Genomic DNA, 26,145 nt, shown 5'->3' on the forward strand with positions numbered 1-26,145 from the left:
CGGCATTCCACTTGCTGGCTGCTTGCTCATGTCCGCGACTCCTTCTGTTCGCGTCGAGCCACCATGCTGAAGCGGATCAGCGCGAACGAGGATGAACTGGATCACATAAGGGCGCGACAAGCGGTCGCTCTGAATTTCGCGCATCTGCGCGCGCTGAAGTTGCGGCGCGCGATCGTTCTGCCGCACAGGTTTCTGAACATGTTCGAGAACGCCGGCGGCTGCGGCTAACGCTAGCACGTTATCGACCGGCGCGGGGTACCACATGACAAGGCGGATCACACCCAGAAGCCCGTGATCGGGCCGCAGTTCGCGCACATCCGCAGTGCGTAAGATGTGTAGAGCGCAGCGAAACTCATCCTACGCAGCTACAGCGGCATCACAGCACCTTGCGCTGCGCCAGGTTCTTCATCAACGCACCGACGCCGAACGTCCACGGCTCGCATTCGTCGCTGCCGCGCATGCGGTTGACGAGCTTGCCGAGCTGAGGCGCCGCGATGGTGACGATGTCGTCGCGCTTGTGGGTGAAGCCCTCGCCCTTGGCGTCGCGGTCCTTCACCGGCGCGAACATCGTGCCGAGGAACAGCGCAAAGCCGTCGGGATATTGATGCACGGGGCCGATGGTTTGCGCGACCAGATCGGTCGGGTCGCGGCTGATCTTGGAGATCGAGGAATGGCCCTCGAGCACGAAGCCATCGGTGCCGGTCACGGTCAGGCCGACATCCATCTTCCTGACGTCGTCGAGCGAGAACGTCTGATCGAACAGCCGCAGCAGCGGACCGATGGCGCAGGAGGCATTGTTGTCCTTGGCCTTCGACAGCAGCAGCGCCGAGCGGCCCTCGAAGTCGCGCAGATTGACGTCGTTGCCGAGCGCGGCGCCGACGATCTTGCCGGCGCCGGAGACGACGAGCACGACCTCCGGCTCGGGATTGTTCCAGGTCGACTTCGGATGCAGCCCGGCATCCATGCCGGTGCCGACCGAGGACAGTGTCGGCGCCTTGGTGAACACTTCGGCATCGGGACCGATGCCGACCTCCAGATACTGGCTCCAGGCATTCTGATCGATCAGCACCTGCTTCAGCCGCATCGCCTGCTCGGAGCCGGGCTTCAGCTTGGAGAGATCGTCACCGACGAGGCGCACCACTTCCTTGCGGATCGCCTCCGCCGAGGACGGATTGCCGCGCGCCCGCTCCTCGATCACGCGCTCCAGCATCGAGATCGCAAAGGTGACGCCGGCGGCCTTCAGCACCTGCAGGTCGACCGGCGCGAGCAGATGCGGCTTGGTCGCGTCGCGGCGGTCGGGCGGCGTGTTGGCGAGGATCGTCTCGAAATCGCCGATCCGCTCGCCGCGCGTGGCGCGCAATGCGGCAGCGGGATCGGCTTCCTCGCAGAGCGCGCTCACGGTGGGGAAACGCGCGGTGACGTCGAACACGCCGTCCGCCCGCACCGCAACCACGGCCGGTCCGCCCGCCTGCGGCAGCCAGACCCGTCCGACCAGCGCGCCGGCGGTGCCGTCCTCCGGCAGGACGTCTTTTGGCGTGAGCGAAATCATCGGCATCTCCCATTTTCGTGTTGTTGGCGCTTGTTAGCACAGCCGCGGCGCCGGCGTGAGACAGCGGTCATGGCATTGTCATAGAGGGGTAACATCGCCCGTCAATGCTCCCGTCGATCCATCTAACACACTGAAAGACGGACCTTCATGACCGCTCCCCACCTCACCGACGAAGCCGCCCACGAGGAAGCACTGCGTGAGGAAGCCTTGCGCGCCCGCATCCATCAGGAGATGGCCGACAATCTCGACGAGGAACTCGAGCTCGAACTCGACGACATCAGGCTCGACGAGCTCGACCATGACGGGGAAGCCGGAAAGCCGTCGATCGACCGCAAGTTCTACTTCCGCGAATTGCTGCGGCTGCAGGGCGAGCTGGTCAAGCTGCAGGACTGGGTGCAGCACGAGAAGAAGAAGGTCGTCGTGCTGTTTGAGGGCCGCGATTCCGCCGGCAAGGGCGGCGTCATCAAGCGCATCACCCAGCGGCTCAACCCGCGCGTCTGCCGCATCGCGGCGCTGCCGGCGCCGAACGAGCGCGAGCGCACGCAATGGTACTTCCAGCGCTATGTCTCGCACCTGCCGGCCGGCGGCGAGATCGTGCTGTTCGACCGCAGCTGGTACAACCGCGCCGGCGTCGAGAAGGTGATGGGATTCTGCACCGACGAGCAGTATGAGGAGTTCTTCAACTCGGTGCCGGACTTCGAGCGCATGCTGATCCGCTCCGGAACCATCCTGCTGAAATACTGGTTCTCGATCACCGACGAGGAGCAGGCATTCCGCTTCTCGATGCGGATCCAGGATCCGCTGAAGCAATGGAAGCTGAGCCCGATGGACGTCGAGGCGAGGACCCGCTGGGAGCTCTACACCAAGGCCAAGGAGACGATGCTGGAGCGCACCCACCTGCCGGACTCGCCGTGGTGGATCGTCGATGCCGTCGACAAGAAGCGCGCCCGGCTCAACTGCATCTCGCATCTGTTGAGCCAGATCCCCTATCAGCACGTCGCCCACCAACCGGTGGTGCTGCCGCCGCGGGTGCGCAACCCCGACTATCACCGCGGTCCGATCCCGCCGGAGATGTTCGTGCCGGGACGGTATTGATCCCGTTGTTTCCCCTCTCCCCGTTCTTGCGGGGGGAGGCACATCGCGCATTTTCGGAATAATAGAATAATGCCTCTGATTTGCCCGACATGTCAAGTTGACGTGTCGACTGCCGGCACGCGGCCGGCTCCTTTGCATGGGGTTGTTTTCGAGTTTTTGACGGTGCGCCCCGGCGAGGGCAGGCGATGTGCGATAGCCAGGCCGCAAACGGGGAGGTGAAGAGATGGGCATCTCCTCTTCGCCACGCCTACCAATGGTGCAGGCGCGCGCCCTTGCTGGCACAGGAACCCGACGCTAGGCTTCGGCGACCTGGTGCAGGGAGGCCCGCTTGACTCAATCCGACGATGTGAAGATTTCCGAAGATCGCCGCGACGCGCTGCGCTATGCGCTCGGGATCGGCAGCGGCGTGGCGCTCGCGGCCGCGATGGCAACCCCGGCCGCAGCGCAAGCCCAAGCCGACAACACGCTGGATCGCATCCGCGCCACCAAGGTGCTGCGGATCGCGGTGCTGCCCGGCGAGCTGCCCTATTTCAACAAGGATCTCGCCACCGGCACCTGGTCCGGCTTCTCGATCGAGATGGCCAACGACCTCGCGAAACTGCTCGACGTCAAGCTGGAATATGTCGAGTCGACCTACGGCAATTCGATTCTGGATCTGCAGGCCAACAAGATCGACCTCGGCTTCGCGCTCAACCCGACGCCGCAGCGCGCACTGGTGGTCGATTTCACCAACCTGGTGTTCCCGCATCCGTTCGGCGCGATGCTGAAGAAGGGGCTGGAGGCAAAAACCTGGGCCGACATCAACAAGCCGGAGGTCAAGATCGCAGTCGACGTCGGCTCGGCCAATGAGGCGGTGGCGCGGCGCTTTGCGCCGAACGCCACCATCAAGTCGCTGAAGTCGCGCGACGAGGTGATGCTGGAAATGTCGTCGGGCCGCGTCGATTGCGTAGTCAACGCGCTGGTGCTCGGGCTGACCGCGATCGCCAAGAACCCGAACCTGGGCACCTACAAGATCCTGACCTCACCGTCGGTGACGATCGCGAGCGGCACGGCGGTGCGGCGCGAGCAGGACAAGCGCTGGCGCGATTTCCTCTCGGTGTGGATCGACTACAACCGCGGCATCGGCCAGATGCGCGAATGGTTCGTCAAGGGCCTTGGACTTGCCGGCGTCAAGGCGGAGGACGTCCCGGTGGAGCTGAATATCTGAGGCTCTGGCGTGGTTCGGTTTGGGGCTCGGTCCCTTCACCTCTCCCTACGGGAGAGGTCGGCGCGAAGCGCCGGGTGAGGGGTCTCAGGTCCTACGAGAGAGCGTGCCCCCTCACCCGGATCGCATTCCGCTTCGCTGCATGCGATCCGACCTCTCCCACAGGGGGAGAGGTAAGACAGATCACACCTTGTCGTAGGTCAGCCCGCGCTCCAGCCGGCGCGCCACCAGCGTCGACGGGAACAGGATCGCAAAGTAGATCAGCGCGACGATGGTGTAGACCTCGAGCGGCCGATAGGTGTCGGCGTTGATCAGCGTCGCGTTGTAGACCAGATCGGGCACCGCAATGATCGAGACCAGCGAGGTGTTCTTGAGCTGCGTCACCGACTGGTTGACATAGGGCGCCATCATCGGCTTCAGCGCCTGCGGCAGGATCACGAGCCGCATCAGGCGCCAGCCGCGAAAGCCGAGCGCCTTCGCCGCGTCCCACTGCCCGACCGGCACGCTCTCGATCGAGCCGCGCACGATCTCGGCATAGAATGCGCCGCCATAGAGCGACAGCACGCTGACGGCCGCGACATGCGCCGGGATGTTGACGCCGATCACGACCGGAAAGGCGTAGTAGAACCAGATGATCTGCACCAGCAGCGGCGTGCAACGGAACAATTCGATATAGGCGATCAGCAGCCAGTCGATCACGGGAATGCGCCGCAGCCGCAGCATGCCGACGATCAGACCGATCAAGGTGCCCAGGATGATGGTGCCGATCGTGTAAGCAATGGTCCAGCCGAGCCCGAGCCAGAACAGATGGCTGTACTTGGCGAGGATCCCGAAATCCCAGACGTAGTTCATCCTGCCCCTCTGTTGCCGCGCGGCGTGTGCTGACCTTGCGGCCCCAGCATCGCAGGCGGCCTCGCGCGAGTCACGCGATATGCCGGCACGACGACGCCGACCATTGTGCCGTTACATCAGGGTGAGCCCGCCATCGACCGGCAGCGTCGCGCCGGTGACGTGGGCAGCGTCCGACGACAGCAGGAAGGCGACGACGGCGGCGACCTCGTCGGGCTCGGCCAGCCGCTGCATCGGATTGGCTTTCGCGACGCGATCCCAGGTCGCGGTATCGAGCGCGCCGAGCAGGCCGGGGTCCTTGCGCGTATAGCCGGGCATCACGGCATTGGATGTGGCGCCTGATACAGCGAGTTCGATCGCCAGGGACTTCACCAGCACTTCGAGCGCGGCCTTCGCCGCGGCCGATCCCGGATAGGTGGCTCCCGGCACGAAGCGATGCGGCCCGAAACTGGAGACCGCGACGACGCGGCCTTGCGCGCTGCGCGTGAGGTCGGCCAGCGCGGCGGCAGCGATCTCGTGGAAGGCCGCTGCCATCACGGCGAAGGCGCGCTCCAGCGCCGCGCGCGGCAGGCTAGCGAATTCGCGGCGGTCGGCAAAGCCCGCGGCGTGCACGATGCTGTCGATCGGCCCGAACGCGGCGCGCGCTGCCTCGACCAGCGCGGCGCCGGCACCGGCCGCGGCGAGATCGCCGGTCTGGATCTCGACCTTGGCGCCTTTGGCGCGGCATTGCTCGGCAACCGCATTCAGCCGGGCAAGGCCAGCGGCGTCAGCGCCTTGGCCGTGCAGCATCAGGGATTGATCGGGGCCGGCGAGCCGGCGCGCGACCGCAGCACCGATGCCGGAGCCGCCTCCCGTGATGATTGAAACGCGCATGAGATAGGTGCTGTCAGTACTTCCGAGGACAGCGAACTATAGGTTCGGTGCCGCGAAATGCAAACCGCGCCGCCACCTTCAGTTCAACGCCACGGCTCGACCAGGATCTTGGTATGGGCCTCGGGATTGGCGAGATCGGCAAAGGCCTGCGCGACGCCGTCGATGCCGACGCGGCCGGTGACCAGCGAGGCGGCATCGACCTGGCCTTCAGCGATCAGGCGCAGCGAATAGGCGAACTCCTCGGGCGTGTAGCCGAGCACGTACTGGACGTTGAGCTCCTTGATGATGCCGAGCATCGGTTCGGACTTGTCGGTCTCCATGCAGACGCCGACCACGACGACGCGGGCGCTGCGCGGCGCGCCCTCGAACACCTGCTGCAGCACGCCGGGCACGCCGACGCATTCGAAGATCAGCGCGGGCTTCAGCGGCGGCAGCAGCGCCTGCATCGGCGGCCGCGCGGCCTTCTCGGCTTCGGACATCTGGGCGTGCTCGGCCCAGCTCGCATAGGGCTGCGTCTTCGCCGGATCGACCACGACATCGGCGCCCATCTTCTCGGCAAGCAGCCGCCGCGCCGGCGAATAATCCGCAGCGACGATCGGGCCGAGCCCCCTGATCTTCAACGCCGCGATCACTGCGAGCCCAACCGGCCCGCAGCCGATCACCAGCGGCACCTCGCCGCCCTTGATGCCGGCCATCGCCACCGCATGCACACCGACCGCCAGTGGCTCGGTGAGCGCGGCGTGCTCGGCGGCAAGCCCGTTCGGCACTTCAAGCAGCAGCGGCTCGCTGAGCAGCATCTGCTCGGCATAGGCCCCAGGATAATCGTTGGAATAGCCGACGCCCTTCGGGCCCTCCGGCGTCAGCAGCGCCGGCAGCGAGCAGACCCGCGTGCCGGGCTTCAGCTTGCGCGTGGTGCCCGGACCATAATCGAGAATCTCGCAGCAGAACTCGTGGCCGAACACGACGTCCCGGGACAGGTCCATCGGCGTGCGGCCGGGCAGGAACTTGCTCAGCTCCACCATGCGGTGGGCATGCTTGCGCGCGTGCAGATCGGAACCGCAGATGCCGCAGGCGAGCGATTTGACCAGCACCTGGCCGGCGCCCGGCTTCGGCTCCGGCATCTGATCGACGACAATCTCGCCGTTTCTGAAGATCGCTGCGCGCATGTTTCCTCCGCGTGGGTTTTGTCCCACTCATTTTGATGCGTATTTCGTCCCGCGAAATGCGCTGACGCGGATCAAATCCGCATCAGGCTTTCGTTGCAGGACGCTATAGCATGGAGGGTCACCACGTATAGCGCATAACACCCTTGCCGGCGTAGGACTGGGTCACGCTGGAGAACTCGCCTTCGAAGGTCGCCCCCACCGACCAGCCGTTGCGCCACCGCATCTCGAGCGCAGCCGTGGTCAGCGCGGCCTCGCTGGCCTGCGCCGCGCCGTTGACCACAAACGCCGAGCCGGGCAGCGCCTGGAACACGGCCGCGGCGCTGCGGCTCGGGTTGAAGTCGTGCGCCCAGGCGACGCGGCCGCGCAGCGTCATGAGGCCGCCATCCACCGCGAAGGATTTGTCGGTGCGCAGGCCGAGCTCGCTCCTGACATCGGTGACGCTCTTGCCCGCATAGTTCAGCGCGAAGGCGCCGCCGCCGGAGACCACACTCTCCGCATAGGCCGGCAGCTCGAAGCTGGTGAACTGGGCGGCCGCGTACGGCGTCAGCCCCAGCCACGGCGTCACGTACCGATAGCCGCCTTCGAGCCGGCCCGACCACGCATTGGCATTGAAGTTGGCGCGCAGACGATCGGTGCCCGCGGCAGTGACGACGCGGTCGGTCGTGATGTCCTGCCAGCCATAGGCGAGTGCCGCACTGAGATAGGCGGCACCGATGTTGTGGCGCAGGAAGGCGCCAGCCTGGAACAGGTCGGAGCGGCCCCAGCCGAGACCGTTGGTGGCGAAGCTGGTGCCGCCGCCGGCGAGAGCAACACCGGCGATCGTGTTCGGCGAGAAGCGATAGTCGGCGCCGACCGCGGTGCCATAGACGCTGCTCGTCGTGTTGTTGGAACCCAGCACCGCATTGCCGCTGGTGCTCTGCGAGCCGCCATAGCCGGCCGCCCAGACGCTCCAGCGCTGCGCGAAATCGAGTTGCGGCGGCGGCGCCTTGGCATAGATGGCGGCCAGCGCATCGCGCGGCTCGGTGCTGCGCGCCGCATAGGCCAACGTTGCGCTCTCCTCGGCGAACGGCACGGCGCCCCCACCGACACCGCCATCGCGCCCAGCGACGAACGGATCGGCCAGCAGCCCGAGGAACAGGTTCATTGCGTTGAACGTCGCTTGTTGCGATCCGGTCGCACCCTCGCCCGAGGCCTGCGTCAGGCCATTCGGCGACAGCCCGGCATACATCAAGTTGATCCCGCCATTGGCATTGAAGAAATTCTGCAGCGTGGTGGCGACATTGCCCTGATTGACGTTGAGCTTCGATGTTGCGCCGTAATCGAGCGCGAAGTTGAGATAGGCATTGTTCGCGTCATAGCCGAGCGTTGCGACCAGACCCGACGGCAGCCCGGTCGAATCGACGCCGGCGAAGGTGCCGCTGCGGCCGCCGGCCGCCGACAGGATGGTGTATTGCCTGGCGATCGTGCTGCCGGCGGCAACGCTGGCGCCGACCGAGCCGGCCAGCGTCGCGGTGCCGGTCACCCTGGCTGATGTCGACGCGGTGGAATTGAGCCCGACAAGATAAAGCGCACCGGATTGGAAGGCGAGATTACCTGCCACGTTGAGGAACGTGCCCGGCACTGCATTGCCGGGCAGCAGGATGCCGCCGCTTGCAATCGTCGTATTGCCGACGGTACCGATGCCTGTGAGCGCACCACCTGAATTCACCGTCACCGAGCTCGACGACACGATCGAGCCGTCGATCTGCAGGACGCCGCCGTTGACGACGGTAGTGCCGGTATAGGTGGTAACGCCCGACAAGGTCAGCGTGCCGCTGCCGGTCTTCTCCAGATTGGCGGGGCCGGCCGGGCCGCAGCCGCAGGGATCCACATCGGCGATCACGCCGCTGACATTGGTCGAGAGATTGTTGCCGCCGACCGTGAGTGTATTGCCGCCGCCGATATAGTAGATGCCCGAGCCCGCGATCGAGCCTGCCGTGATGCGGCCGTCGCCGTTCGGTCCAAGGCTGCCGCCAAAGTCCACATAGCCAGTTCCCTGGGTGATGAATTGCGCGTTGCCGCCGGTCGAATTACCGAAGAACTTGACGCTGGCGCCGCTCGCGGTGGTGATCGTGGCGTTGCCGGCCGTCGCGTAGGCGTCAAAGATCAGCGAACCGCCGGATCGGTTGGTGATCGTCGCGTTGCCGGCCGTTGCATAGGCGTCAAAGATCAGCGAACCGCCGGATCGGTTGGTGATCGTCGCGTTGCCCGCGGTCGGCGCCTCGGTCGAGCTGAAGTTCGACGTGCCGAAATAGGTCAGGCCGCTGTTGTCGATGGCCGCGTTCGCCGCGGTGCTGTTCTGGAAGAACGCAAGATAGCCGGTGGCGGACGTCGTTATCTTCGCCGACGCCGCCGACGAAAATTCGAAGAACTGCGAACCGCCGTTGTTACCATTGGTAATGGTGGAATTGCCCGCAGTGCTGCTGTCGCGAAACACCGTGGCGCCGTAATTCCGGTTGACAATCACAGCCGTCGACGCCGTCGTGGAATTGTGGAACGTCGTGCTGCCGAACCCGATGGAGCCGTCGTTGACGATCTTGGTGATGCCCGCCGTGTTGGCGTTCACGATCTCGAACCTGCCATTGACAGTGACTTCGCCGACGATCGAGGCGGTGTGGCTGGCGTCGCCGAGTTGCAGCGTTGCGCAACTGCAGATCGTGGTGCCGCCGGCATAGGTGTTGGAGCCTGTCAAGACCACGCGGCCGAGGAAGGCCGAAGCGCCCAGCACTGACAGTCCACCGGCGCCGCTAATGTTGCCCGAGTAAGTGAAGGTGTATCCGTTGGCATCGATGGTGCCGCCGGTGGCATTGATCTGTGCGTTGTTCGCGATCGTGTAATTGCCGCCGGCCTGCAGCGTCCCGCCATCGAAGGTGAGCAGGCCGGTGCCGATCGCCGACGAGACGATCGCGCCCGGCGTACCCACGGTGTCGACGCCGACTTGCAGCACGCTGCTGCCGCCGGCAATGCCGCACGCAGTGCCGCAGATCGTGGTGCCGCCGGTGTATGTATTGGCGCCGGACAGCACCAGCGTGCCGCCCCCGTTGAGCACGATGTCGCCGGCGCCGCTGATCGGCCCCGACATCGTGTTGGTGGTGCCGGTCGCGACGGTGATGACAGGATCGCTGTTGATGACGACGCGGTTGGCGATGTTGATGCCGTTGCCGTCCAGCATCAGTTTGGTGAGCCCGGCAAGCGTCTCGCCCATCGTCAGCGTGCCGCTGCCAAGCGCATTGCTGTTACGGAGGACGAGTCTCGATCCGTCGCTCACCGAGGTGCCGCCGGTGTAGGTACTGGCGCCGGTGATGATCAGCGAGCGCCCGCCGTCCAGCTTGACCGCAACCGAGGCGTCAGTGGCGCCGCCCGTGAGGCCGGTGATGCGAGAGATGGTTACATCGCCGGTGGCGCCGGCCGCGCTGGTCTGCAGGAAGGTCAGGCTGGCGCCGACGCCATTGGCAATGCCGAGATTGCCGGACAGCGCTCCGCCGCTCGACGTCAGCGTATTGGCACCGCCGGTGAAGCCGATCGCGTTGCCCTGCACGCCCGGGCCACCGCCGCCGGTAATCGTTCCGCTGTTGATGATGGTCAAGCCGCCACCGACGATCCCGGAACCGCCCGTGCCTGCTGCACCGGGCCTCCCCCGCGTGCCGCCGGTGGACGGCTCGCCTTGATTCGAGTAGACATCGGACACCTGTGCGCCGCCGCTACCGCCGGCGCCACCGGAGATCGAGCCGGAATTCCTGATCGTTACGCCCGGCGACGTGACGACGATGCCGGTGCCGCCGTCGCCGCCGCTGCCACCGACGTCCCCTGCGCCGCCCGCGCCGCCATTGCCACCCGTGATGCTGCCGCTGTTCGAATGGGTCCCGGCGCCGGTGATGACGACCGCGGCGCCACCCGCGCCACCACCGCCGCCACCGCCAGCGACTTGATTTGAAGGCATCGAGGCGTTGACGCCACCGTCACCGCCCTTGCCGCCGTTGCCGCCGGTCAATATCCCGGCGTTGTTCAGCGCCGCGCTGGACGCTCCGTTGAGACCGCCGCCGCCACCGCCGCCGCCGCTGGCTGTGGATCCGCCGCTCGTTCCCGCAACGCCGTCCTGCCCGGCCGCGCCACCGGCACCTCCGGCGGGAGAGGCGTTATTGCCGCCAGGGCCGCCGGCACCTCCGGCGGCCCCCGCAGCGCCACCACCACCGCCACCCCCGGTGCATACGCATGACCGGTTCGGCGCGCCGCCGTCGCCGCCAACCCCGCCGTTGACGCCCGGAGCGCCGCCGGCACCGCCATATTGTCCCGTCGACTGAAAATCACCCTCGCCGCCAACGCCGCCATTCTGTGCGAGGGCTGGCACGGCCAATAGACCCGCTGAGAGGATGACCGCGGCCATCAACCAGCCTTGCAGACGGATTCGCGCGCAGCCCCACTCCGGCATTGCCCCAGCCCCAAATCGATAGCGCCGCGCGGACGCGGCTTAACCTGAATGGGCTATGTTGCAATTCGCGGCGGACGCGTCTTCTCAGGCCGTGCACGACCGTGGCGCTCAGCCCGTGTTCGCAACGATAAAGCGCAGCTGTTGTAAAATAGATACGTATTGTCAGGCGTTCGGCGACGGCTCGCTGGCCACATCCAGCAATTGCGAGCGGCGGATGCGCTCGCGATGCGCGGTGTAGAGGCCGGAGGCGACGATGAAGCCGGCGCCGAGGATGGTCCAGCGGTCGGGCACCTCGCCGAAGATCAGGAAGCCGAGGACGCTGACCCAGAGCAACTGCGTGTAGGAGAACGGCGCGAGCACCGACGCGTCGCCATAGCGGAACGCCAGCACCACGATCCACTGTCCGACCGTGGAGGCAACGCCGATCAGGATACCGAACATGATGTCGTGCCAGCTCGGCGTGACCCAGACGAACGGCACCAGCGCGCTGACGATGGCGACGCCGACGATGGACGAATAGGTCATCACGGTGACCGGACGCTCGCTGCCGCTCATCATACGCGTCAGGATCAGCGTGCCGGCCCAGGCCAGCGCCGAGACGATCGGGAAGACCGCGGCGGGATGGAAGGCGCTGGTGCCCGGCCGCAGGATGATGAACACGCCGGCGAGGCCCACCGCGGTCGCGATCCAGCGCCGCATCCCGACCCTCTCGCCGAGAAAGGCGATTGACAGCGCGGTGACGAACAGCGGCGAGACGAAGCTCGTCGCCGAGGCCTCGGCGATCGGCAGGAAGCCCAGCCCCGTGATGAAGATCAGGGAGGAGCCGAGCAGCGCGGCGCCGCGCAGCACATGCAAGCCGGGACGGCTGCTGCGCAATGCGAACAGCGGCGTGCCCGGCAGCATGGCCGGCGTCATGATCAGCGCGAACACCAGGAAGCGGATCCAGGCGATCTCGATCGAAGGCAGCGAGGACGAGAGATATTTTGCGGTGACGTCGGAGGTGCCGAGAAACACCGTCGACAGCAGGATCAGCGCAATGCCCTTGAACGGCCGGTCGGTGCGCGCAGGCGCTTTGCGCGTTGCGGACGTCCTTGCAGGCAATGAAAGGGGAACGCTGTCCAGCCTGGCGGCTACGGCGGGGGGCGGTGTCACGGCAATCTCGAAGGCGAAATAAGGGGAATCTGCTGCCCTACAGAACGCCAATTCCGCTGCGAGAACAATGCCCGAAAACGGGACTCCGATATGCGTCAGCAGGCGCGACCGCCCGCCGCAGCCGCAATACGGCCGCACCTGCAACAGTTTGTTAACTCACGTGTGGAGCGGGCGTCGTGAATCCCGCGAACTTGCGGGAACGCTGGATTGTTGTGTGACGCGCTCAGTTCAGAGCATCGGCAACGAGCGCGGTTTCGGCCCGCGCGGGAACGCCGCGTCGAGCGCGGCGAGTTCGTCACCGCTGAGCTTGAGCGTACCAGCTGCCGCGTTCTCCGCCGCGTGGTCCACGTTCGACGCCTTCGGAATCGCGAGCACCGACGGCAGCCGCGTCAGGAAGCTCAGCGCCACCTGGCGCGGCGTCGCCTTGCGCACCTGCGCGATCGATTGCAGCACCACGCCGGCCTTGCTCGATGCTGACGGAAAATCATTGTGGCCGAACGGCGAGTAGGCGACAACGGCCACGCCGTGCTGCTCGCACCACGGGATCACGGCATGCTCGATAGCGCGCTCCCGCAGATGGTAAAGCACCTGGTTGCAGGCGATATTCCCCTCGCCTGCGACCTCGAGCAGTTCGTCGAGATCATCAGCGTCGAAATTGCTGACGCCCCAGGAGCGGATCTTGCCCGCGGCGATCAATTCGTCAAACGCCGCGACTGTCTCGGCGAGCGGATAGGTTCCGCGCCAATGCAGCAGGTAACAATCGAGCCGATCGGTCTTCAACCGCTTCAGCGAGCGCTCGCAGGCGGTGATGGCGCCGCGCCGCGAAGCGTTGCTCGGCAGGACCTTCGAGACCAGGAACAACTCGTCGCGCCGGCCGCCGATCGCATCCGCGATCACGAGCTCGGCGTCGCCATACATTTCGGCGGTGTCGATATGGGTCATGCCGGCATCGATGCCGCGCTTCAACGCCGCGACGGCCGCCTTGCGGTCACCGCGATCGAGATACCAGGTGCCCTGCCCGATCACCGAAACCTGCGGGCCGTTGTTGCCGAATTTTCTTGTCTGCACGATCGCCTCGTTCTGCGTGGCTGGTGTCTCACCCACGAGGATAGAGGAAACAAGGGATCGTGTCTGCACACCGCCCGACGGTGTCTCCCCATCGTCGTCCCGGCGCAGGCCGGAATCCACTACCAAAGAGGTCGGATATGAAAAGCGACTGCGGCCACAACGTCGTGCAACAACGTAGATTTGGGGTTATGGGTCCCGCTCATGCCGCCTCGACGAAGCTGTGGCGCTCATAGAGGAATTCGAGCACGCGCTGCCGGCACTTCAGGTAGCCGGCGTTGGTCGCGAGCTCGAGCCGCTTGCGCGGACGCGCCAAGGGCACCTCGAGCACCTCGCCGATCCGCGCGGCCGGGCCGTTGGTCATCATCACGATGCGGTCCGACAGCAGCACGGCCTCGTCGACGTCGTGGGTGATCATCAGGATGGTGTTGCCGAGCTTCTGGTGCAGCGCCATCACCGAATCCTGCAGATGCGCCCGGGTCAGCGCGTCGAGCGCGCCGAATGGCTCGTCGAGCAGCAGCACCTTGGGCTCCATCGCGAGCGCCCGCGCAATGCCGACGCGCTGCTTCATGCCGCCGGAGATCTCGCTCGGCCGCTTGTCCCTGGCATGCGCCATCTGCACCAGGCCGAGATTGTGCATCACCCAGGCGTCGCGCTCGGCCCGGCTCTTGGTTCGGGCAAACACCTTGTCGACGCCGAGCTTGACGTTCTCGTACACGGTCAGCCACGGCAGCAGGCTGTGGTTCTGGAACACGACGGCGCGATCCGGCCCCGGCGAATTGACCTCTCGGTTCTCCAGCAGCACACCACCATTGGTGGCGCCGGTAAGGCCGGCAACGATGTTGAGCAAGGTCGACTTGCCGCAGCCGGAATGGCCGATGATCGAGACATATTCGCCCTGATCGATGGTCAGGTTGATGTCCTTCAGGACCTCCGTGGTGACATTGCCGCGGGCAAAGGTCTTGTCGATGTGATCGAGCTTCAGATAGGCCTGCATGACTTGTCCCCCTCAGTTCGCCGCCGTGCCGCGGGTCACGGCCTTGCCGAGGCCCGCAATGAGGCGATCGAGCACGAAGCCGATGATGCCGACATAGAACAGCGCCAGGATGATTTCGCTGATATGCGAGGAATTCCACGCATCCCAGATGAAGAAGCCGATGCCGACGCCGCCGATCAGCATTTCCGCCGCGACGATCGCGAGCCAGGACAGGCCGATGCCGATGCGCAGGCCGGTGAACATGTAGGGCGCAGCCGCCGGGATCATGATCTTGGTGAAGAACTCCAGCGGATTGAGCTGCACCACCGCGGCGACGTTGCGGTAATCCTGCGGGATGTTGCGGATGCCGACCGCGGTGTTGATGATGATCGGCCATACCGACGTGATGAAGATGACGAAGATCGCCGAGGGCTGGCCGTCGCGGAACGCGGCGAGCGACAGCGGCAGCCAGGCGAGCGGCGGAATCGTGCGCAGCACCTGGAATAGTGGATCGAGCCCGCGCATCGCCCAGACCGACTGGCCGACCAGCGTGCCGAGCGCGATGCCCGCGATCGCCGCCAGCGAGTAGCCGTAGGCAACGCGCTGCAGGCTGGCGGAGAGATGCCAGAACAGCCCCTTGTCGATGCCGCCATGGTCGAAGAACGGATCGAGGATCAGCTCCTTGGTGTCCTTGAACACTTTTGTCGGCGGCGGCAGGCTGGAGCCGGCGCGCCGGCAGATCAACTCCCACACCACCAGCAGCAGCGCGACCACGATCAGCGGCGGCACCACCCGCGCCGCGGTCTCCTTCGCCAACCTGGCGTAGGTCTCGGCGCGCGGTGCGCGCTTCGGCGTCATGGTCACGACCGGCGCCGCGGCAGTGGCCGGCGGCGTCGCGACCTCCGAGGTCTCGGTCTTCATGGCAATCATCGACATTGACAAAGGATCTCCGTGGTCGGCGACGGGCCGCGCAGAAAAGCGCGGCCCTGACGGGGGCTCGGCTCAGACGTCGACGCGCTTGATGGACAGCGACTTCAGATAGGCGGCGGGATTCTCCGGATCGAAGATCTTGCCGTCGAAGAAGGTCTCCTTGCCGCGCGAGGTCGAGGTCGGAATGTCGGACACGCCGAGCTCCTTGGCGGCCTCCTTCCAGAGATCCTCGCGGTTGACCTTGGCGATCAGCGCCCTGGTGTCGAAGCCCGCCTCATACTTGCCCCACCGGATATCCTCGGTCAGGAACCAGAGGTCGTGGCTTTGATAGGGATAGGAGGCGTTGTCCTTCCAGAACCGCATCTGCTGCGGCGAGTTCTCGACCACACGGCCGGTGCCGTAGTCGAACTTGCCCTTCATGCGGTCGGTGATGTCTTCCACCGGACAGTTGATCCACTGCCGCTTGGCGCAGATCGCCGCGGTCTCCTCGCGGTTCTCCGCCTTCTCGCACCACTGCTGGGCTTCCATGACAGCCATCAGCAGCGCCTTGGCGGCCTTCGGGTTCTTGTCGACCCAGGCGGCGCGCAGCCCGAACGATTTCTCCGGATGCTTGTCCCAGAGCTCGCCGGTCGTGATCGCGGTGTAGCCGATCTCCTGATGGATCAGCTGCAGATTCCACGGCTCGCAGACGCAGAAGCAATCCATGGTGCCGACTTTCATGTTGGCCACCATCTGCGGCGGCGGCACCACGATGGTCTCGATGTCCTTGTCGGGATCGATGCCACCGGCAGCGAGCCAATAGCGGATCCAGAGATCATGGGTGCCGCCCGGGAAGGTCATCGCGGCCTTCACTGCCTTGCCGGAGGCCTTCTTCTTCTCCAACGCAGCCTTGAAGGGCGCAGTGTCGATGCCGACCTTGAGATCGGCATATTCCTTGGCGACCGAGATGCATTGGCCGTTCAGGTTGAGCCGCGCCATGATGTACATCGGCGTCGGCTGATTGTTCTGCGTCACCTTGCCGGCCGAGATCAGGTACGGCATCGGGGTGAGGATGTGCGCGCCGTCGATGCCGCTACCCTCGGAGCCGAGCACGAGATTGTCGCGCGTAGTGCCCCACGAGGCCTGCTTCTGCACCTCGACATCGGGCATGCCGTATTTGGCGAAGATGCCCTTCTCCTTGGCGACGAACAGCGGCGACGCATCGGTCAGCGCGATGAAGCCGAGCTTGGCGCCTTTCACCTCCGGACCGGCGCCCTGCGCGAACGCGCCGGCGGGAAAGTTGAGCTTGGCCGCGGCGAGCAGCGCGGCGGCGCCACCGCTTGCCTTCAGCAGCCGGCGACGGCTGATCGCGCGGCTCGGCGGCGTGTTGCTGGGCTTGGTCATCGGTCGTCCTTTGCGTTGCGGTGTTGCGTCTGTGCGTCGAGCAACCTCCCGTCGGGTGGCGACGCGCGCAGGGCGCAACAGGGCATGCACCGGGGAGGCCCCGGACTGGCGGCGTCAGAAATCCGATGGGGTGGCCTCGAGGGACGGCTTCAATGGCGTCGGCAGCTGACTATTCAAGCCTCGTGCCAAGCTACCGCAGGGCAGAAATGGATTTTATTGCAATGTTTTGCGCAACTTGTCGCAGCGCGCGCCAACGTGCCGCGCGCTGCCAAAAATTGCGATCAGCTCAATTCTTGTGCGGTGCACATAAATCGAGCAGTCGATTTGACGATAGCTATCAGGCGTCTTCGGCGAGCTTGGTGCCAAGTGGCGCGGGCGCCATGCCGCCGCCGGGCTTCACATGGAATTCGTAGCTCATCAAGCTCCACGGACCGTCCGAGCGCTGGCCGTCGGGCATCACGGGATCGGTGCGCCGTTCGACCTTGGCGATCAGCTCGTCCTTCACGCCGAACACCACATCGGAGTCGATGTACTCATCGCCTTCGACGAACACATGCGTGATCAGCGGCTCGTAACCCTTGGCGTTGACCAGGAAATGCACATGCGCCGGCCTCATCGGATGACGGTTGGTCTGCGTGATCATCTGCCCGACCGGACCGTCGGTCGGGATCGGATAGCTGCACGGCACGATGGTGCGGAAGAAGAAGCGGCCGTCGGCATCGGTGATGAAGCGCGCCCGCGAAGAGGCGCCTTCCGTTGCGAAGCTCGGCTTCTGCGAGTCGTAGAATCCATCATCGTCAGCGTGCCAGACATCGACCGGGACATTGGCCAGCGGCCGGCCCTTGAGGTCGGTGACGCGGCTCTGCACGAACATGCGCTCACCGGGCAGGCTTGCCGAGATGTCGGTGCCGTGCGGCGTCACCTTGTGCTCGCCGACATAGAACGGCCCGAGCACAGTGGTCTCGGTCGCGCCGTCGCGATCCCTGTGGTTCACCGCATCGACCAGCATCGAGACGCCGAGCACGTCGGACAGCAGGATGAATTCCTGGCGAATGTCGGTGCATTTCTGCCCAGTGCGAGTCAGGAAACCGATCGCGTGGTCCCACTCCTCGAAGGTGAGATTGGTCTTGCGCACATAGTCGTGCAACGACGTCACCAGTTCCTGCAGCAGGAACTTGGCCCGCGGATCCGGCGTCTGGTCGAAGCTGCGGATGACGGCGGCGGTGAGCTCGGTTTCGTTGAACTGGGTCATCTCGGCGTTTCCCCTGAGGCCCTTTGGGCGCGATCGCAGCGGCGAGCCTACACCACCGGCCCGGAGCCGGTAAGTCGCAGCAGATTGGTGAAACCGACACTTTTCGGCTATCAAGGCTGCCTCGCCAGCCGGAGAAACGCCCGATGTTAGCCCCCACGCCTGCCTCGCCCGAATCCGCGGGAATGTCGACCACAGCCCTCAATCGCCTCGAAGCGCATCTGAAGAGCCGCTACATCGAATCCGGCCGCTTTCCGGGGACCCAGCTGCTGATCTACCGCCGCGGCAAGATCGTGCATTCCACCGTCCAGGGCTTTGCCGACCTCGAGCGCAAGGCGCCGATGAAGGACGACACTATTTTCCGCATCTATTCGATGACCAAGCCGATCACCTCAGTCGCCTTCATGATGCTGGTCGAGGAAGGCAAGGTCGCACTCGACGAGCCGGTCGCGAAGTACATTCCGGAATGGAAGAACCTCGGCGTGTTCGTTGCCGGTACCGCACCCGCCTTCCTGACGCGCGCGCCGACGCGTCCGATGCAGATCGTCGACCTCTTGCGCCACACCTCGGGCCTCACCTACGGCTTCCAGCAGCGCTCCAATGTGGATGCCGCCTATCGCGAGAAGAAGATCGGCGAGGTCATCAAGGCCGGTACGCTCGACAGCATGATCGAGGACCTGGCGAAGATCCCGCTGGAGTTCTCGCCGGGCGAGGCCTGGAACTACTCGGTCTCGACCGACGTGCTCGGCTATCTCGTCGGCAAGATCGCAGGGATGCCGTTCGAGCAGTTCCTCAAGGAGCGGATCTTCAAGCCGCTCGGCATGAACGATACGGATTTCTTCGTGCCCGCCGACAAGGTGCACCGCTTCGCCGCCTGCTATTCCGCCGATCCGCAGGGCGGCTTCAACCCGCTCGCCGCCGAGCGCAAGGGCACACTGACGCTGCAGGACGATCCGACGACCAGCTCGTTCCTGTCGCCGCCTTCGCTGGTCTCGGGCGGCGGCGGGCTGTGTTCGACCGCGGCCGACTATCTGACCTTCTGCCGGGCGCTGCTCAACGGCGGCGAGCTCGGCGGCGTCCGCCTGCTCGGCCCGAAGACGCTGAAGCTGATGGCCTCCAATCACCTGCCCGGCGGCGTCGACCTGCCGGCGATGTCGCGTTCGATGTTCGCCGAAGCCGCCTATAACGGCATCGGCTTCGGGCTCGGCTTCGCCGTCACCATGCATCCGGCGCAGACGCTGATCGCCGGCAGCCCGGGTGAATTCAACTGGGGCGGCGCCGCGACGACGTCGTTCTTCATCGATCCGGCCGAAGAGCTGATTACCATCTTCATGACCCAGGTGCTGCCGTCGAGCGCCTATCCGCTGCGGCGCGAGCTGCGCACCATGGTCTACGCCGCGATCACCGAGAGCAATCTCTGACCAATGACTCTTCCGCGGCGCAGGACATGCGCCGCGGAGTTTGCAATTGCCAGTCATTTCCTTTGGCTGACTTTTCCGACTTCCCCTAAGTGCACCGCAAACGGGCATCGACCCGGGGACATCGTGCCGAAACTGACATTGCCAGTGCGTCTCGCGCTTCTGGTCGCGGGGACGATGTTGCCGCTGATCGTTTTCGCGGTCGGGATCGTGTTCCACAATTACCAGCGGGATCGTCAGGCCGCCACGCAGCGCGTGCTCGAGACGGCGCGCAGCATCCGCCTGCTGCTGGATGCGGAAATGCAGCGCATGACCGGCGGGCTGCAGGTGCTGGCGCTGACCAATTCGCTGCGCAACAGCGACTTCGGCAGTTTCCGCCGCGTCGCGGTCGGCTTCCTCGACCAGTACGGCAAGGACGGCGTGGTGCTGGTGGCGGACCGCAGCGGACGCCAGGCGTTCTCCTCGCTGACGCCGGACACCGCGGACCTGCCGCCGCGCAACAATCTCGAGATCGTCGAGAAGGTGTTCGCGACCCGGCAGCCGCAATACTCCAACCTGTTCTTCGGTCAGGTGAAGCAGCGCCTGATCATCACCGTCGAGGTGCCGGTGATCCGCGACGGCGAGGTGCTCTACGACATCTCCTTCAGCCCGCCGATCGAGATCTTCCAGGCCATCATCGAGAAGCAGCGCCTGAACCAGGACTGGACCATCTCTATCTTCGACGGCAACGGCGTCAACCTGGCGCGGGTGCCGAATCCGGAAGCGACCATCGGCCAGCGTGCCGCGCCATCGCTGTTTGCCGAGATGTTCCGCCGCGACGAAGCGACACTGCCGACCGTCTCGCTGGAAGGCGTGCCGCTGATCACGGGCTTCACCCGATCGCGCGTCACCGGCTGGACGGTCGCGGCGGGGATCACCGAGAACTCGCTAGTGGGGCCGCTGTGGCGCACGCTTGCGATCACCAGCGTGATCGGCGGCGTCCTGCTCCTGGTCGGCCTCGGCTTTGCGGTACGGATGGCGACCACGATCGCGCGCGGTGAGCTGCTGCACGATCTGCTGATCGAGGAGCTCAACCATCGCGTCAAGAACACGCTGGCGATCCTGCAATCGATCGCCACGCAGACCTTTCGCAGCGCGAGCCGCGCCGAGCGCGAGAAATTCGAGGGACGGCTCGGCGCCCTTGTCGAGGCGCACAATCTGCTCTCGACCGACAAATGGCAGGGCTCCGACCTGCAGGACGTGGTCAGCCGCGTGCTGCGCCCCTATCTGCTGAACAACACCGCCGAGCGGGTCAAGATGTTCGGACCGCGCGTGCCGCTGTCGCCCCGGCTTGCCTTGGTGCTGTCGATGATCCTGCATGAGATGGCGACCAACGCCGCCAAATACGGCGCACTCTCCAACGACACCGGCATGGTGACGCTGGACTGGGAAATCCTCGAGGAAGGCGCAGCACCGAAGCTCCGGATGATCTGGACGGAGGCTGGCGGCCCGGAGGTCGTAGCGCCAGTGCAGCGCGGCTTCGGCTCCCGCCTGATCGAGCGCAGCGCCCGCGACCAGTTAGGAGGCGAAGCCTCGGTCGATTTCCTGCCCCACGGCGTCGTCTACACGGTGATCAGCTCCCTCGAAACCGGCGATTGACCGGGCCAACGGCATCCAAACCTGCGACAACTTGGCACGCAAGTTGCTAAGATAGGACGGGTTCGGCCGGCATGAACACCGGCAAGAAACAGGGGGAATTGATGTCGACCATCGCAGCTGAAGCCACCATGGCACGCAAGCCGCTCTACACATCGCTGTTCGTGCAGGTGCTTGTCGCGCTGCTGCTCGGGATCGTCATCGGCATGGCCGCGCCCGATTTCGCGATCGGGCTGAAGATCTTCAGCGATGCCTTCCTGAAGCTGATCTCGATGATCGTGGCACCGATCGTGTTCTGCGTGGTGGTGCACGGCATTGCGGGCGCCGGCGACCTCAAGAAGGTCGGACGCGTCGGCGTCAAGGCGCTGGTGTATTTCGAGGTGATGACGACGGTGGCGCTCGTGGTCGGCTTGATCCTGGCCTATCTGTTCGGGCCCGGTCACGGCATGAACATCGACACCTCGACACTGGATGCCAAGGCGCTCGGCAACTACGCCAGCAACGCGCAGAAGCTGAAGGGCGAAGGCATCGGCAGCTTCCTGCTCAACATCATCCCGAGCACCTCATTCGACGCGCTGTCGCGCAACGACGTACTCCAGGTGCTGTTCTTCGCCATCATCTTCGGCGTCAGCCTGGCGCTGGTCGGCGGCGAGAAGGGCGAGCGGATCTCGTCCTTCATCGATGCGGTCTCCACCGTGCTGTTCCGCGCCATGGGCCTGATCGTGCGCTTCGCGCCGATCGGCGTGCTCGGCGCCGTCGCCTACACGGTCGGCAAATACGGCGTCGGCTCGCTGAAGCAGCTGCTGTCGCTGGTGGCGCTGTTCTACGTCTCGGTCGCCGTGTTCGTGCTCGGCGTGCTCGGCGCCGTGATGGCGCTCGCCGGCATCAACATCCTCAAATTCCTCGGCTACCTGCGCGAGGAACTGATGATCGTGGTCGCCACCGCCTCGTCGGACGCGGTGCTGCCGCAGGTGATGCGCAAGCTGGAGCGTTTCGGCGTCAAGGATTCGGTGGTCGGCCTCGTGATTCCGACCGGCTATTCCTTCAACCTCGACGCGTTCTCGATCTATCTGACGCTGGCGGTCGTCTTCATCGCACAGGCGACCAACACGCCGCTCTCGTTCGGCGACCTGCTGCTCGTGCTCGGCGTGTCGCTGATCACCTCGAAGGGCGCGCATGGCGTGCCGGGTTCCGCGATCGTCATCCTGGCGGCGACGCTCAATGCCGTGCCGAGCATCCCGGCGATCGGCCTCGTGCTGGTGCTTTCGGTCGACTGGTTCATCGGCATGGCGCGCGCAGTCGGCAATTTGATCGGCAACTGCGTCGCCACCGTCGTGGTCGCGGCATGGGAAGGCGACCTGGATCGGGACAAGGCCCGCCGTGTGCTCGAAGGCACCGATGCGGTGGACGTGACCGCGGGCTGAACCGCACGGCAGAGGACCGGCGGTGTCCCGCGCATCGCGCGGGACACGAGCGGGCTTACTTGATCAGCCGCAGATACGGCGGCAACTGCCTGGTCGCCGGTTCCTGCACCGGCTCGTCCGACGCGATGATATCGCACAGCGCCTTCAATTCGGAATCCGTCACCTTGTGGAGCTCCATCCGAAGCTCGAGGATCGCAAGGGACAATAGCCGCGCCGTCTCCGTATTCGCCCGGTCAGTCAGGAACCCCTGACATTCCTCCAGGGTTGCAAGCAGCGCCAGCAACCGTTCTTCCGCATTTGCGACCGGCATATCTTCCACTCCCGAAGCCGCGAGGTAGAGTCGAGGTGTTCCCCTCTTCCGCTTCATTTGGCCTCTCCTGCCAGAGTTCGCCGGCGTTTCGTAGGCGCACAATTGTTCCAGATGATTCAGAACTTTTGGGCAATTGTCCAGCAACATTCCGAAAGCCCGACTTGGACTTACGTCAAGTTTTCGCATTGGCGACGTTTCAGTCAAGCAACCTGAGCAGCTCGCCGCGACCTCTGGATGCACTAGCTGGGGTTGCATCCATATCAAGACGCCCGTACAATATAGTTGCCCGTAGAACTACGGGCGCAGTGCATTGCCGCCCAGTAAGCATGCGCGCAAAATCTGTGTCGATCAAACTCGCGCTAGTTGTGGTTTGGTCAATATTTTGCCAAATGTAGAGGGCGGGGTGTCGACAGACACCTTGGCGCGGTCGACTTAAGGTCGTCGGCCGAGTCGGTACTAGGGTGCTTCCAACGCGCAAATGCGTTTGGATACCATCCCGCGATCTTCTTGGATTTCGTAGTTCGGACGAACTGACGATCCACTCGAGCTTAACGCGGTACATCATGAATGTGTCCCTGACCCGACCGGGCCAGGGATTCTCGATTTGAAGGACGGGTCACAAGAATGAACAGATCAGCAGCAAAGAAGATGAAGCAACGCAGTGCCGGCAAGCCGGACATTGAGTTGGGCAAGCGGATTCGCCTGCGCCGGGTCGAGCAGAAGATCTCGCAGGCCGAGCTCGGCGACAAGCTGGGCGTCAGCTTCCAGCAGGTTCAGAAGTACGAGAAGGGTGTGAACCGCGTCGGCGCCGCTCGCCTTCAGCAGATCGCGAGCGCGCTGGACGTGCCGGTCACCTTCTTCTACGACGGCGACAACAAGGCCCGCGAAGTCGAGAGCCTGCTGTTCCTCGACAGTGCGTTCAGCCTCCGGTTGCTGCGCGCCTATAGCAAGATCAAGGATCAGACCGTGCAGCGCCAGCTGGTGTCGCTGATGGAATCGATCGCCGCCAACGAAGACTGAGCGGCTGCGCAGGTACGGTCGCGACGCCGCGAACGCGATCGACCAGGGCGAGCGGATTGGCCGGCGGCCGGTCATCGGACCACCACGGTCGGGCCAGGAAGATGTCGAAGCGCTGCCATCCGCGATGGCAGCGCTTTTTCTTTTTTGTCTCTTCGGCACCACGCGAGAGCGAGTTCCGCGCTGATGTGTACGGTAAGGCCGTTGCGATACCGGCAAGACGGCCGCGGTCATGCAGCGGCGGCAACCAAAACTTAATCAAGACGCAACGGTCTCGGCGTAGATCATCACCTCCGAATAAGCGCACCGCCCCCTTTGATTCGTGCGGCGGGGCCGAGTTTTCCGATCTTTCGCGCAAGCGGCGCAGTCCGGAGAAACGCGATATGCAGAGACAGACACTCGTCGTCGTCGCCACGATGCTTGCGGCGCTGCCGGCATTCGCCCAAACCGCCGGCGCGCCCGGTCCGGCTGCCGCGGTCCCACCTCATCATGCTGTGCCGGCTGCGATACCAGCGGCCACCCAGCCGAGCTCGGCCAAGCCGGCTGCGTCGGCCACGGTCGCGGAAACGCGATCGGCTGCAGCGCTCGCGTTGTCGCACGAACCGACCTACGATCAGGGCAGCGCGCAGCGCATTCGCGAGGTGGTGAAGAGCTATTCCGATCTCGCCGCCCACGGTGGCTGGCCCACGATTCCCGCGGACGCGAAATTCGCGTTGGGCGTCCAGGGCGCCAATGACGAGCTGTTGCGCAAGCGTCTGATCATCACCGGCGACCTTGCCGCCGACAAGACCACCGGCGCCTATGATGAGGTGGTAGCCGAGGCGGTGAAGCACTTCCAGGCACGCCACGGGCTCGCGGCAACCGGCACGGTGACGCCACGGACGCTGGCTGCGCTCAACGTTCCCGTGCAGAAGCGTCTCAAGCAGCTCGAGGCCTCGCTGGAGCGGCTGGACCAGATGGACTTCCAGTTCGGGCAGCGCTACGTGGTCGTCAACATTCCCGCGACCTTCGCCGAGGCCGTCGAGGACGACAAGGTCGTGCGGCGCTACCGCGTGATCGTCGGCAAGACCGAGAAGCCCTCGCCGACGCTGACGTCGGAGATCACCGACGTCATTCTCAATCCGACCTGGACGGTGCCGTCTTCGATCGTGAAGACGGAGATCACGGCTCATATGCGCAAGGATCCGACCTATCTGTCGCGCATGCACATGGACGTGCTCGACGCCCACGACAACCCGATCGATCCGCATGCGGTCGACTGGTCGGGCAATCACGTGCCCGACGTCACGGTGCGTCAGCAGAGCGGCGCGTGGAATGCGCTCGGCGCGGTCAAGATCGACATGCCGAACGCCTATTCGGTCTACATGCACGACACCAATCAGCACAGCCTGTTCAGCGACGACTATCGCTTCGACTCGCATGGCTGCTCGCGCGTCGACAATGTCCGCGATCTCGCGGCATGGCTGCTGAAGGACCAGCCGCAGTGGACCCGCGCCGCCATCGATGCCGCGATCATCACCGGGCAGCGTCAGGACATCCGCATGCTCAAGAAGGTCCCGGTGGCCTGGATCTACCTCACGGCCTGGATGACGAAAGACCGGACCATCCAGTTCCGCAACGACGTCTACGACCAGGACCAGCAACTCCTCGAAGCCACTGCAGAGGAAGCTGCGTTTTTCAACAAGGCCGCCGAACATCCGCTGACCACGCAGTAGCGCGCTTCCGAACGGAGCGCGACATCGCGAGTCCGCCCGCCATTGTGTCGCGCGGCCAATTGTCGCCCGCGCATCGCGCGACCTCACAACTCCCGCATTTCCTGCGTTGAACCGGCATCGCCAGGACCAAGTGCACGTGCCTGTCTTTTTTGTCGCAGCAACCAGGCGGCCGCATGAACGTTTTCAGGCTTCAACCAAGGAGATTTCGATGAATATCAAGCTTGCCGTTATTGGATTGGTCGCGCTCGGGAGCGCGACGTTGATGTCCGGTGCGGCGTCGGCGCTGCCGAACGGGCTTCCGCAGGCCAGCCACATCGCAGGCGAAACGTCCAATATCGACAAGGTGCGCCAGGTCTGCGATCGCTGGGGCCGCTGCTATTGGCAACCGGGTTACGGCTACGGACCGCGCCATCACGGATGGCATCATCGTCCGCACTTCCACCATCGCCACGGATACCGCCCTCATGGCGGTCATCACGGTGGCGGTCATCACGGCAGACATCGCGGCGACGGACATCACGGCGGACACCGCCGCTGATTATGCGAGGGGGCTTCGGCCCCCTCACCTTTTTTGCAGCAGGGCGCCGCCAGCGCAGCCTCCGACATTCGCCGGTACCGTTGCTGCCGTCAAAACGAGCAGCGTGACACCTTCGGCATGGACCGCGTG

21 protein-coding genes are annotated in these 26,145 nt (G+C 64.9%); 9 read left to right on the plus strand and 12 right to left on the minus strand.

Annotated elements, in window-relative coordinates; translation table 11 throughout:
• Nucleotides 1-63 precede the first annotated feature (63 nt).
• Complete coding sequence (locus tag ACTUWL_RS05660; RefSeq protein WP_021076305.1) at nucleotides 64-228, plus strand: hypothetical protein; 165 nt, start codon at nucleotides 64-66, stop codon at nucleotides 226-228.
• Nucleotides 229-376: 148 nt separating this feature from the next.
• Here the strand turns inward: ACTUWL_RS05660 and ACTUWL_RS05665 are convergent, their stop codons facing one another.
• Nucleotides 377-1,549: a fumarylacetoacetate hydrolase family protein gene (locus tag ACTUWL_RS05665; RefSeq protein WP_021076306.1), complete on the minus strand. Its 1,173-nt coding sequence runs from the start codon at nucleotides 1,547-1,549 to the stop codon at nucleotides 377-379.
• A 147-nt stretch (nucleotides 1,550-1,696) separates the two neighbouring features.
• Here ACTUWL_RS05665 and ppk2 point away from each other — a divergent pair, with 147 nt between their 5' ends.
• Both ppk2 and ACTUWL_RS05675 read left to right on the plus strand, forming a co-directional pair.
• The gene (gene ppk2 / locus ACTUWL_RS05670; protein ID WP_021076307.1) at nucleotides 1,697-2,644 is read left to right on the plus strand and encodes a polyphosphate kinase 2; all 948 of its coding nucleotides are present in this window, start codon (nucleotides 1,697-1,699) and stop codon (nucleotides 2,642-2,644) included.
• Nucleotides 2,645-2,972: 328 nt separating this feature from the next.
• A complete protein-coding gene (locus ACTUWL_RS05675) occupies nucleotides 2,973-3,851 on the plus strand; it encodes a transporter substrate-binding domain-containing protein (protein ID WP_021076308.1) in 879 nt (292 codons plus the stop codon).
• Nucleotides 3,852-4,031: 180 nt separating this feature from the next.
• Here ACTUWL_RS05675 and ACTUWL_RS05680 read toward each other — a convergent pair whose 3' ends face one another.
• The 10 genes from ACTUWL_RS05680 to ACTUWL_RS05725 form a co-directional block, all read right to left on the minus strand.
• Nucleotides 4,032-4,700, minus strand: coding sequence for an amino acid ABC transporter permease (locus ACTUWL_RS05680; protein WP_016839817.1), 669 nt, complete (start codon nucleotides 4,698-4,700; stop codon nucleotides 4,032-4,034).
• 111 nt (nucleotides 4,701-4,811) lie between these two features.
• Nucleotides 4,812-5,570, minus strand: a complete 759-nt coding sequence (locus ACTUWL_RS05685; RefSeq protein ID WP_021076309.1) for an SDR family NAD(P)-dependent oxidoreductase — start codon at nucleotides 5,568-5,570, stop codon at nucleotides 4,812-4,814.
• Nucleotides 5,571-5,653: 83 nt separating this feature from the next.
• Nucleotides 5,654-6,736, minus strand: a complete 1,083-nt coding sequence (locus ACTUWL_RS05690) for a zinc-binding dehydrogenase (protein WP_021076310.1) — start codon at nucleotides 6,734-6,736, stop codon at nucleotides 5,654-5,656.
• Between the two features lie 118 nt (nucleotides 6,737-6,854).
• Nucleotides 6,855-11,159 (minus strand): autotransporter domain-containing protein, encoded by a 4,305-nt coding sequence (locus ACTUWL_RS05695; protein ID WP_021076311.1) that lies wholly within the window; start codon nucleotides 11,157-11,159, stop codon nucleotides 6,855-6,857.
• Nucleotides 11,160-11,366: 207 nt separating this feature from the next.
• Nucleotides 11,367-12,305, minus strand: a complete 939-nt coding sequence (locus tag ACTUWL_RS05700; RefSeq protein ID WP_373011195.1) for a DMT family transporter — start codon at nucleotides 12,303-12,305, stop codon at nucleotides 11,367-11,369.
• 279 nt (nucleotides 12,306-12,584) lie between these two features.
• Nucleotides 12,585-13,424, minus strand: a complete 840-nt coding sequence (locus tag ACTUWL_RS05705; protein ID WP_021076313.1) for an aldo/keto reductase — start codon at nucleotides 13,422-13,424, stop codon at nucleotides 12,585-12,587.
• A gap of 199 nt (nucleotides 13,425-13,623) precedes the next feature.
• A complete protein-coding gene (locus ACTUWL_RS05710) occupies nucleotides 13,624-14,418 on the minus strand; it encodes an ABC transporter ATP-binding protein (RefSeq protein WP_021076314.1) in 795 nt (264 codons plus the stop codon).
• A 12-nt stretch (nucleotides 14,419-14,430) separates the two neighbouring features.
• Entirely contained in the window at nucleotides 14,431-15,333 is a 903-nt protein-coding gene (gene ntrB, locus ACTUWL_RS05715) for a nitrate ABC transporter permease (RefSeq protein WP_021076315.1), read from the minus strand.
• 66 nt (nucleotides 15,334-15,399) lie between these two features.
• Nucleotides 15,400-16,710, minus strand: a complete 1,311-nt coding sequence (locus tag ACTUWL_RS05720) for a CmpA/NrtA family ABC transporter substrate-binding protein (RefSeq protein WP_021076316.1) — start codon at nucleotides 16,708-16,710, stop codon at nucleotides 15,400-15,402.
• Between the two features lie 337 nt (nucleotides 16,711-17,047).
• A complete protein-coding gene (locus ACTUWL_RS05725) occupies nucleotides 17,048-17,962 on the minus strand; it encodes an intradiol ring-cleavage dioxygenase (protein ID WP_021076317.1) in 915 nt (304 codons plus the stop codon).
• A 143-nt stretch (nucleotides 17,963-18,105) separates the two neighbouring features.
• Here ACTUWL_RS05725 and ACTUWL_RS05730 point away from each other — a divergent pair, with 143 nt between their 5' ends.
• From ACTUWL_RS05730 to ACTUWL_RS05740, 3 genes are all read left to right on the plus strand, one after another.
• Entirely contained in the window at nucleotides 18,106-19,380 is a 1,275-nt protein-coding gene (locus ACTUWL_RS05730) for a serine hydrolase domain-containing protein (RefSeq protein WP_021076318.1), read from the plus strand.
• Between the two features lie 174 nt (nucleotides 19,381-19,554).
• Nucleotides 19,555-21,015, plus strand: a complete 1,461-nt coding sequence (locus ACTUWL_RS05735) for a sensor histidine kinase (RefSeq protein ID WP_106940224.1) — start codon at nucleotides 19,555-19,557, stop codon at nucleotides 21,013-21,015.
• A gap of 101 nt (nucleotides 21,016-21,116) precedes the next feature.
• A complete protein-coding gene (locus ACTUWL_RS05740) occupies nucleotides 21,117-22,436 on the plus strand; it encodes a dicarboxylate/amino acid:cation symporter (RefSeq protein ID WP_035649685.1) in 1,320 nt (439 codons plus the stop codon).
• Between the two features lie 55 nt (nucleotides 22,437-22,491).
• Here the strand turns inward: ACTUWL_RS05740 and ACTUWL_RS05745 are convergent, their stop codons facing one another.
• The gene (locus tag ACTUWL_RS05745) at nucleotides 22,492-22,893 is read right to left on the minus strand and encodes a hypothetical protein (RefSeq protein WP_146160361.1); all 402 of its coding nucleotides are present in this window, start codon (nucleotides 22,891-22,893) and stop codon (nucleotides 22,492-22,494) included.
• Between the two features lie 477 nt (nucleotides 22,894-23,370).
• On the opposite strand from ACTUWL_RS05745, the gene ACTUWL_RS05750 reads away from it, so the two are divergent.
• The 3 genes from ACTUWL_RS05750 (at nucleotide 23,371) to ACTUWL_RS05760 (ending at nucleotide 26,016) form a co-directional block, all read left to right on the plus strand.
• Entirely contained in the window at nucleotides 23,371-23,766 is a 396-nt protein-coding gene (locus tag ACTUWL_RS05750; RefSeq protein WP_094194089.1) for a helix-turn-helix domain-containing protein, read from the plus strand.
• 380 nt (nucleotides 23,767-24,146) lie between these two features.
• Nucleotides 24,147-25,478, plus strand: coding sequence for a L,D-transpeptidase family protein (locus ACTUWL_RS05755; RefSeq protein ID WP_021076323.1), 1,332 nt, complete (start codon nucleotides 24,147-24,149; stop codon nucleotides 25,476-25,478).
• A gap of 208 nt (nucleotides 25,479-25,686) precedes the next feature.
• The gene (locus ACTUWL_RS05760; RefSeq protein ID WP_021076324.1) at nucleotides 25,687-26,016 is read left to right on the plus strand and encodes a hypothetical protein; all 330 of its coding nucleotides are present in this window, start codon (nucleotides 25,687-25,689) and stop codon (nucleotides 26,014-26,016) included.
• The last annotated feature ends 129 nt before the right edge of the window (nucleotides 26,017-26,145 follow it).

Source organism: Bradyrhizobium sp. WCU1, assembly GCF_053474805.1.

What these genes read in the sequence shown, in the direction of transcription:
- ACTUWL_RS05730 (WP_021076318.1), top strand. Translation starts at nt 18,106, where the DNA reads ATGTTAGCCCCCACGCCTGCCTCGCCCGAATCCGCGGGAATGTCGACC.
- ppk2 (WP_021076307.1), top strand. Translation starts at nt 1,697, where the DNA reads ATGACCGCTCCCCACCTCACCGACGAAGCCGCCCACGAGGAAGCACTG.
- ACTUWL_RS05735 (WP_106940224.1), top strand. Translation starts at nt 19,555, where the DNA reads ATGTTGCCGCTGATCGTTTTCGCGGTCGGGATCGTGTTCCACAATTAC.
- ACTUWL_RS05745 (WP_146160361.1), bottom strand. Translation starts at nt 22,893, where the DNA reads ATGTTGCTGGACAATTGCCCAAAAGTTCTGAATCATCTGGAACAATTG.
- ACTUWL_RS05725 (WP_021076317.1), bottom strand. Translation starts at nt 17,962, where the DNA reads ATGACCCAGTTCAACGAAACCGAGCTCACCGCCGCCGTCATCCGCAGC.
- ACTUWL_RS05685 (WP_021076309.1), bottom strand. Translation starts at nt 5,570, where the DNA reads ATGCGCGTTTCAATCATCACGGGAGGCGGCTCCGGCATCGGTGCTGCG.
- ACTUWL_RS05665 (WP_021076306.1), bottom strand. Translation starts at nt 1,549, where the DNA reads ATGATTTCGCTCACGCCAAAAGACGTCCTGCCGGAGGACGGCACCGCC.
- ntrB (WP_021076315.1), bottom strand. Translation starts at nt 15,333, where the DNA reads ATGTCGATGATTGCCATGAAGACCGAGACCTCGGAGGTCGCGACGCCG.
- ACTUWL_RS05740 (WP_035649685.1), top strand. Translation starts at nt 21,117, where the DNA reads ATGTCGACCATCGCAGCTGAAGCCACCATGGCACGCAAGCCGCTCTAC.
- ACTUWL_RS05710 (WP_021076314.1), bottom strand. Translation starts at nt 14,418, where the DNA reads ATGCAGGCCTATCTGAAGCTCGATCACATCGACAAGACCTTTGCCCGC.
- ACTUWL_RS05660 (WP_021076305.1), top strand. Translation starts at nt 64, where the DNA reads ATGCTGAAGCGGATCAGCGCGAACGAGGATGAACTGGATCACATAAGG.
- ACTUWL_RS05680 (WP_016839817.1), bottom strand. Translation starts at nt 4,700, where the DNA reads ATGAACTACGTCTGGGATTTCGGGATCCTCGCCAAGTACAGCCATCTG.
- ACTUWL_RS05755 (WP_021076323.1), top strand. Translation starts at nt 24,147, where the DNA reads ATGCAGAGACAGACACTCGTCGTCGTCGCCACGATGCTTGCGGCGCTG.
- ACTUWL_RS05695 (WP_021076311.1), bottom strand. Translation starts at nt 11,159, where the DNA reads ATGGCCGCGGTCATCCTCTCAGCGGGTCTATTGGCCGTGCCAGCCCTC.
- ACTUWL_RS05720 (WP_021076316.1), bottom strand. Translation starts at nt 16,710, where the DNA reads ATGACCAAGCCCAGCAACACGCCGCCGAGCCGCGCGATCAGCCGTCGC.
- ACTUWL_RS05690 (WP_021076310.1), bottom strand. Translation starts at nt 6,736, where the DNA reads ATGCGCGCAGCGATCTTCAGAAACGGCGAGATTGTCGTCGATCAGATG.
- ACTUWL_RS05750 (WP_094194089.1), top strand. Translation starts at nt 23,371, where the DNA reads ATGAACAGATCAGCAGCAAAGAAGATGAAGCAACGCAGTGCCGGCAAG.
- ACTUWL_RS05760 (WP_021076324.1), top strand. Translation starts at nt 25,687, where the DNA reads ATGAATATCAAGCTTGCCGTTATTGGATTGGTCGCGCTCGGGAGCGCG.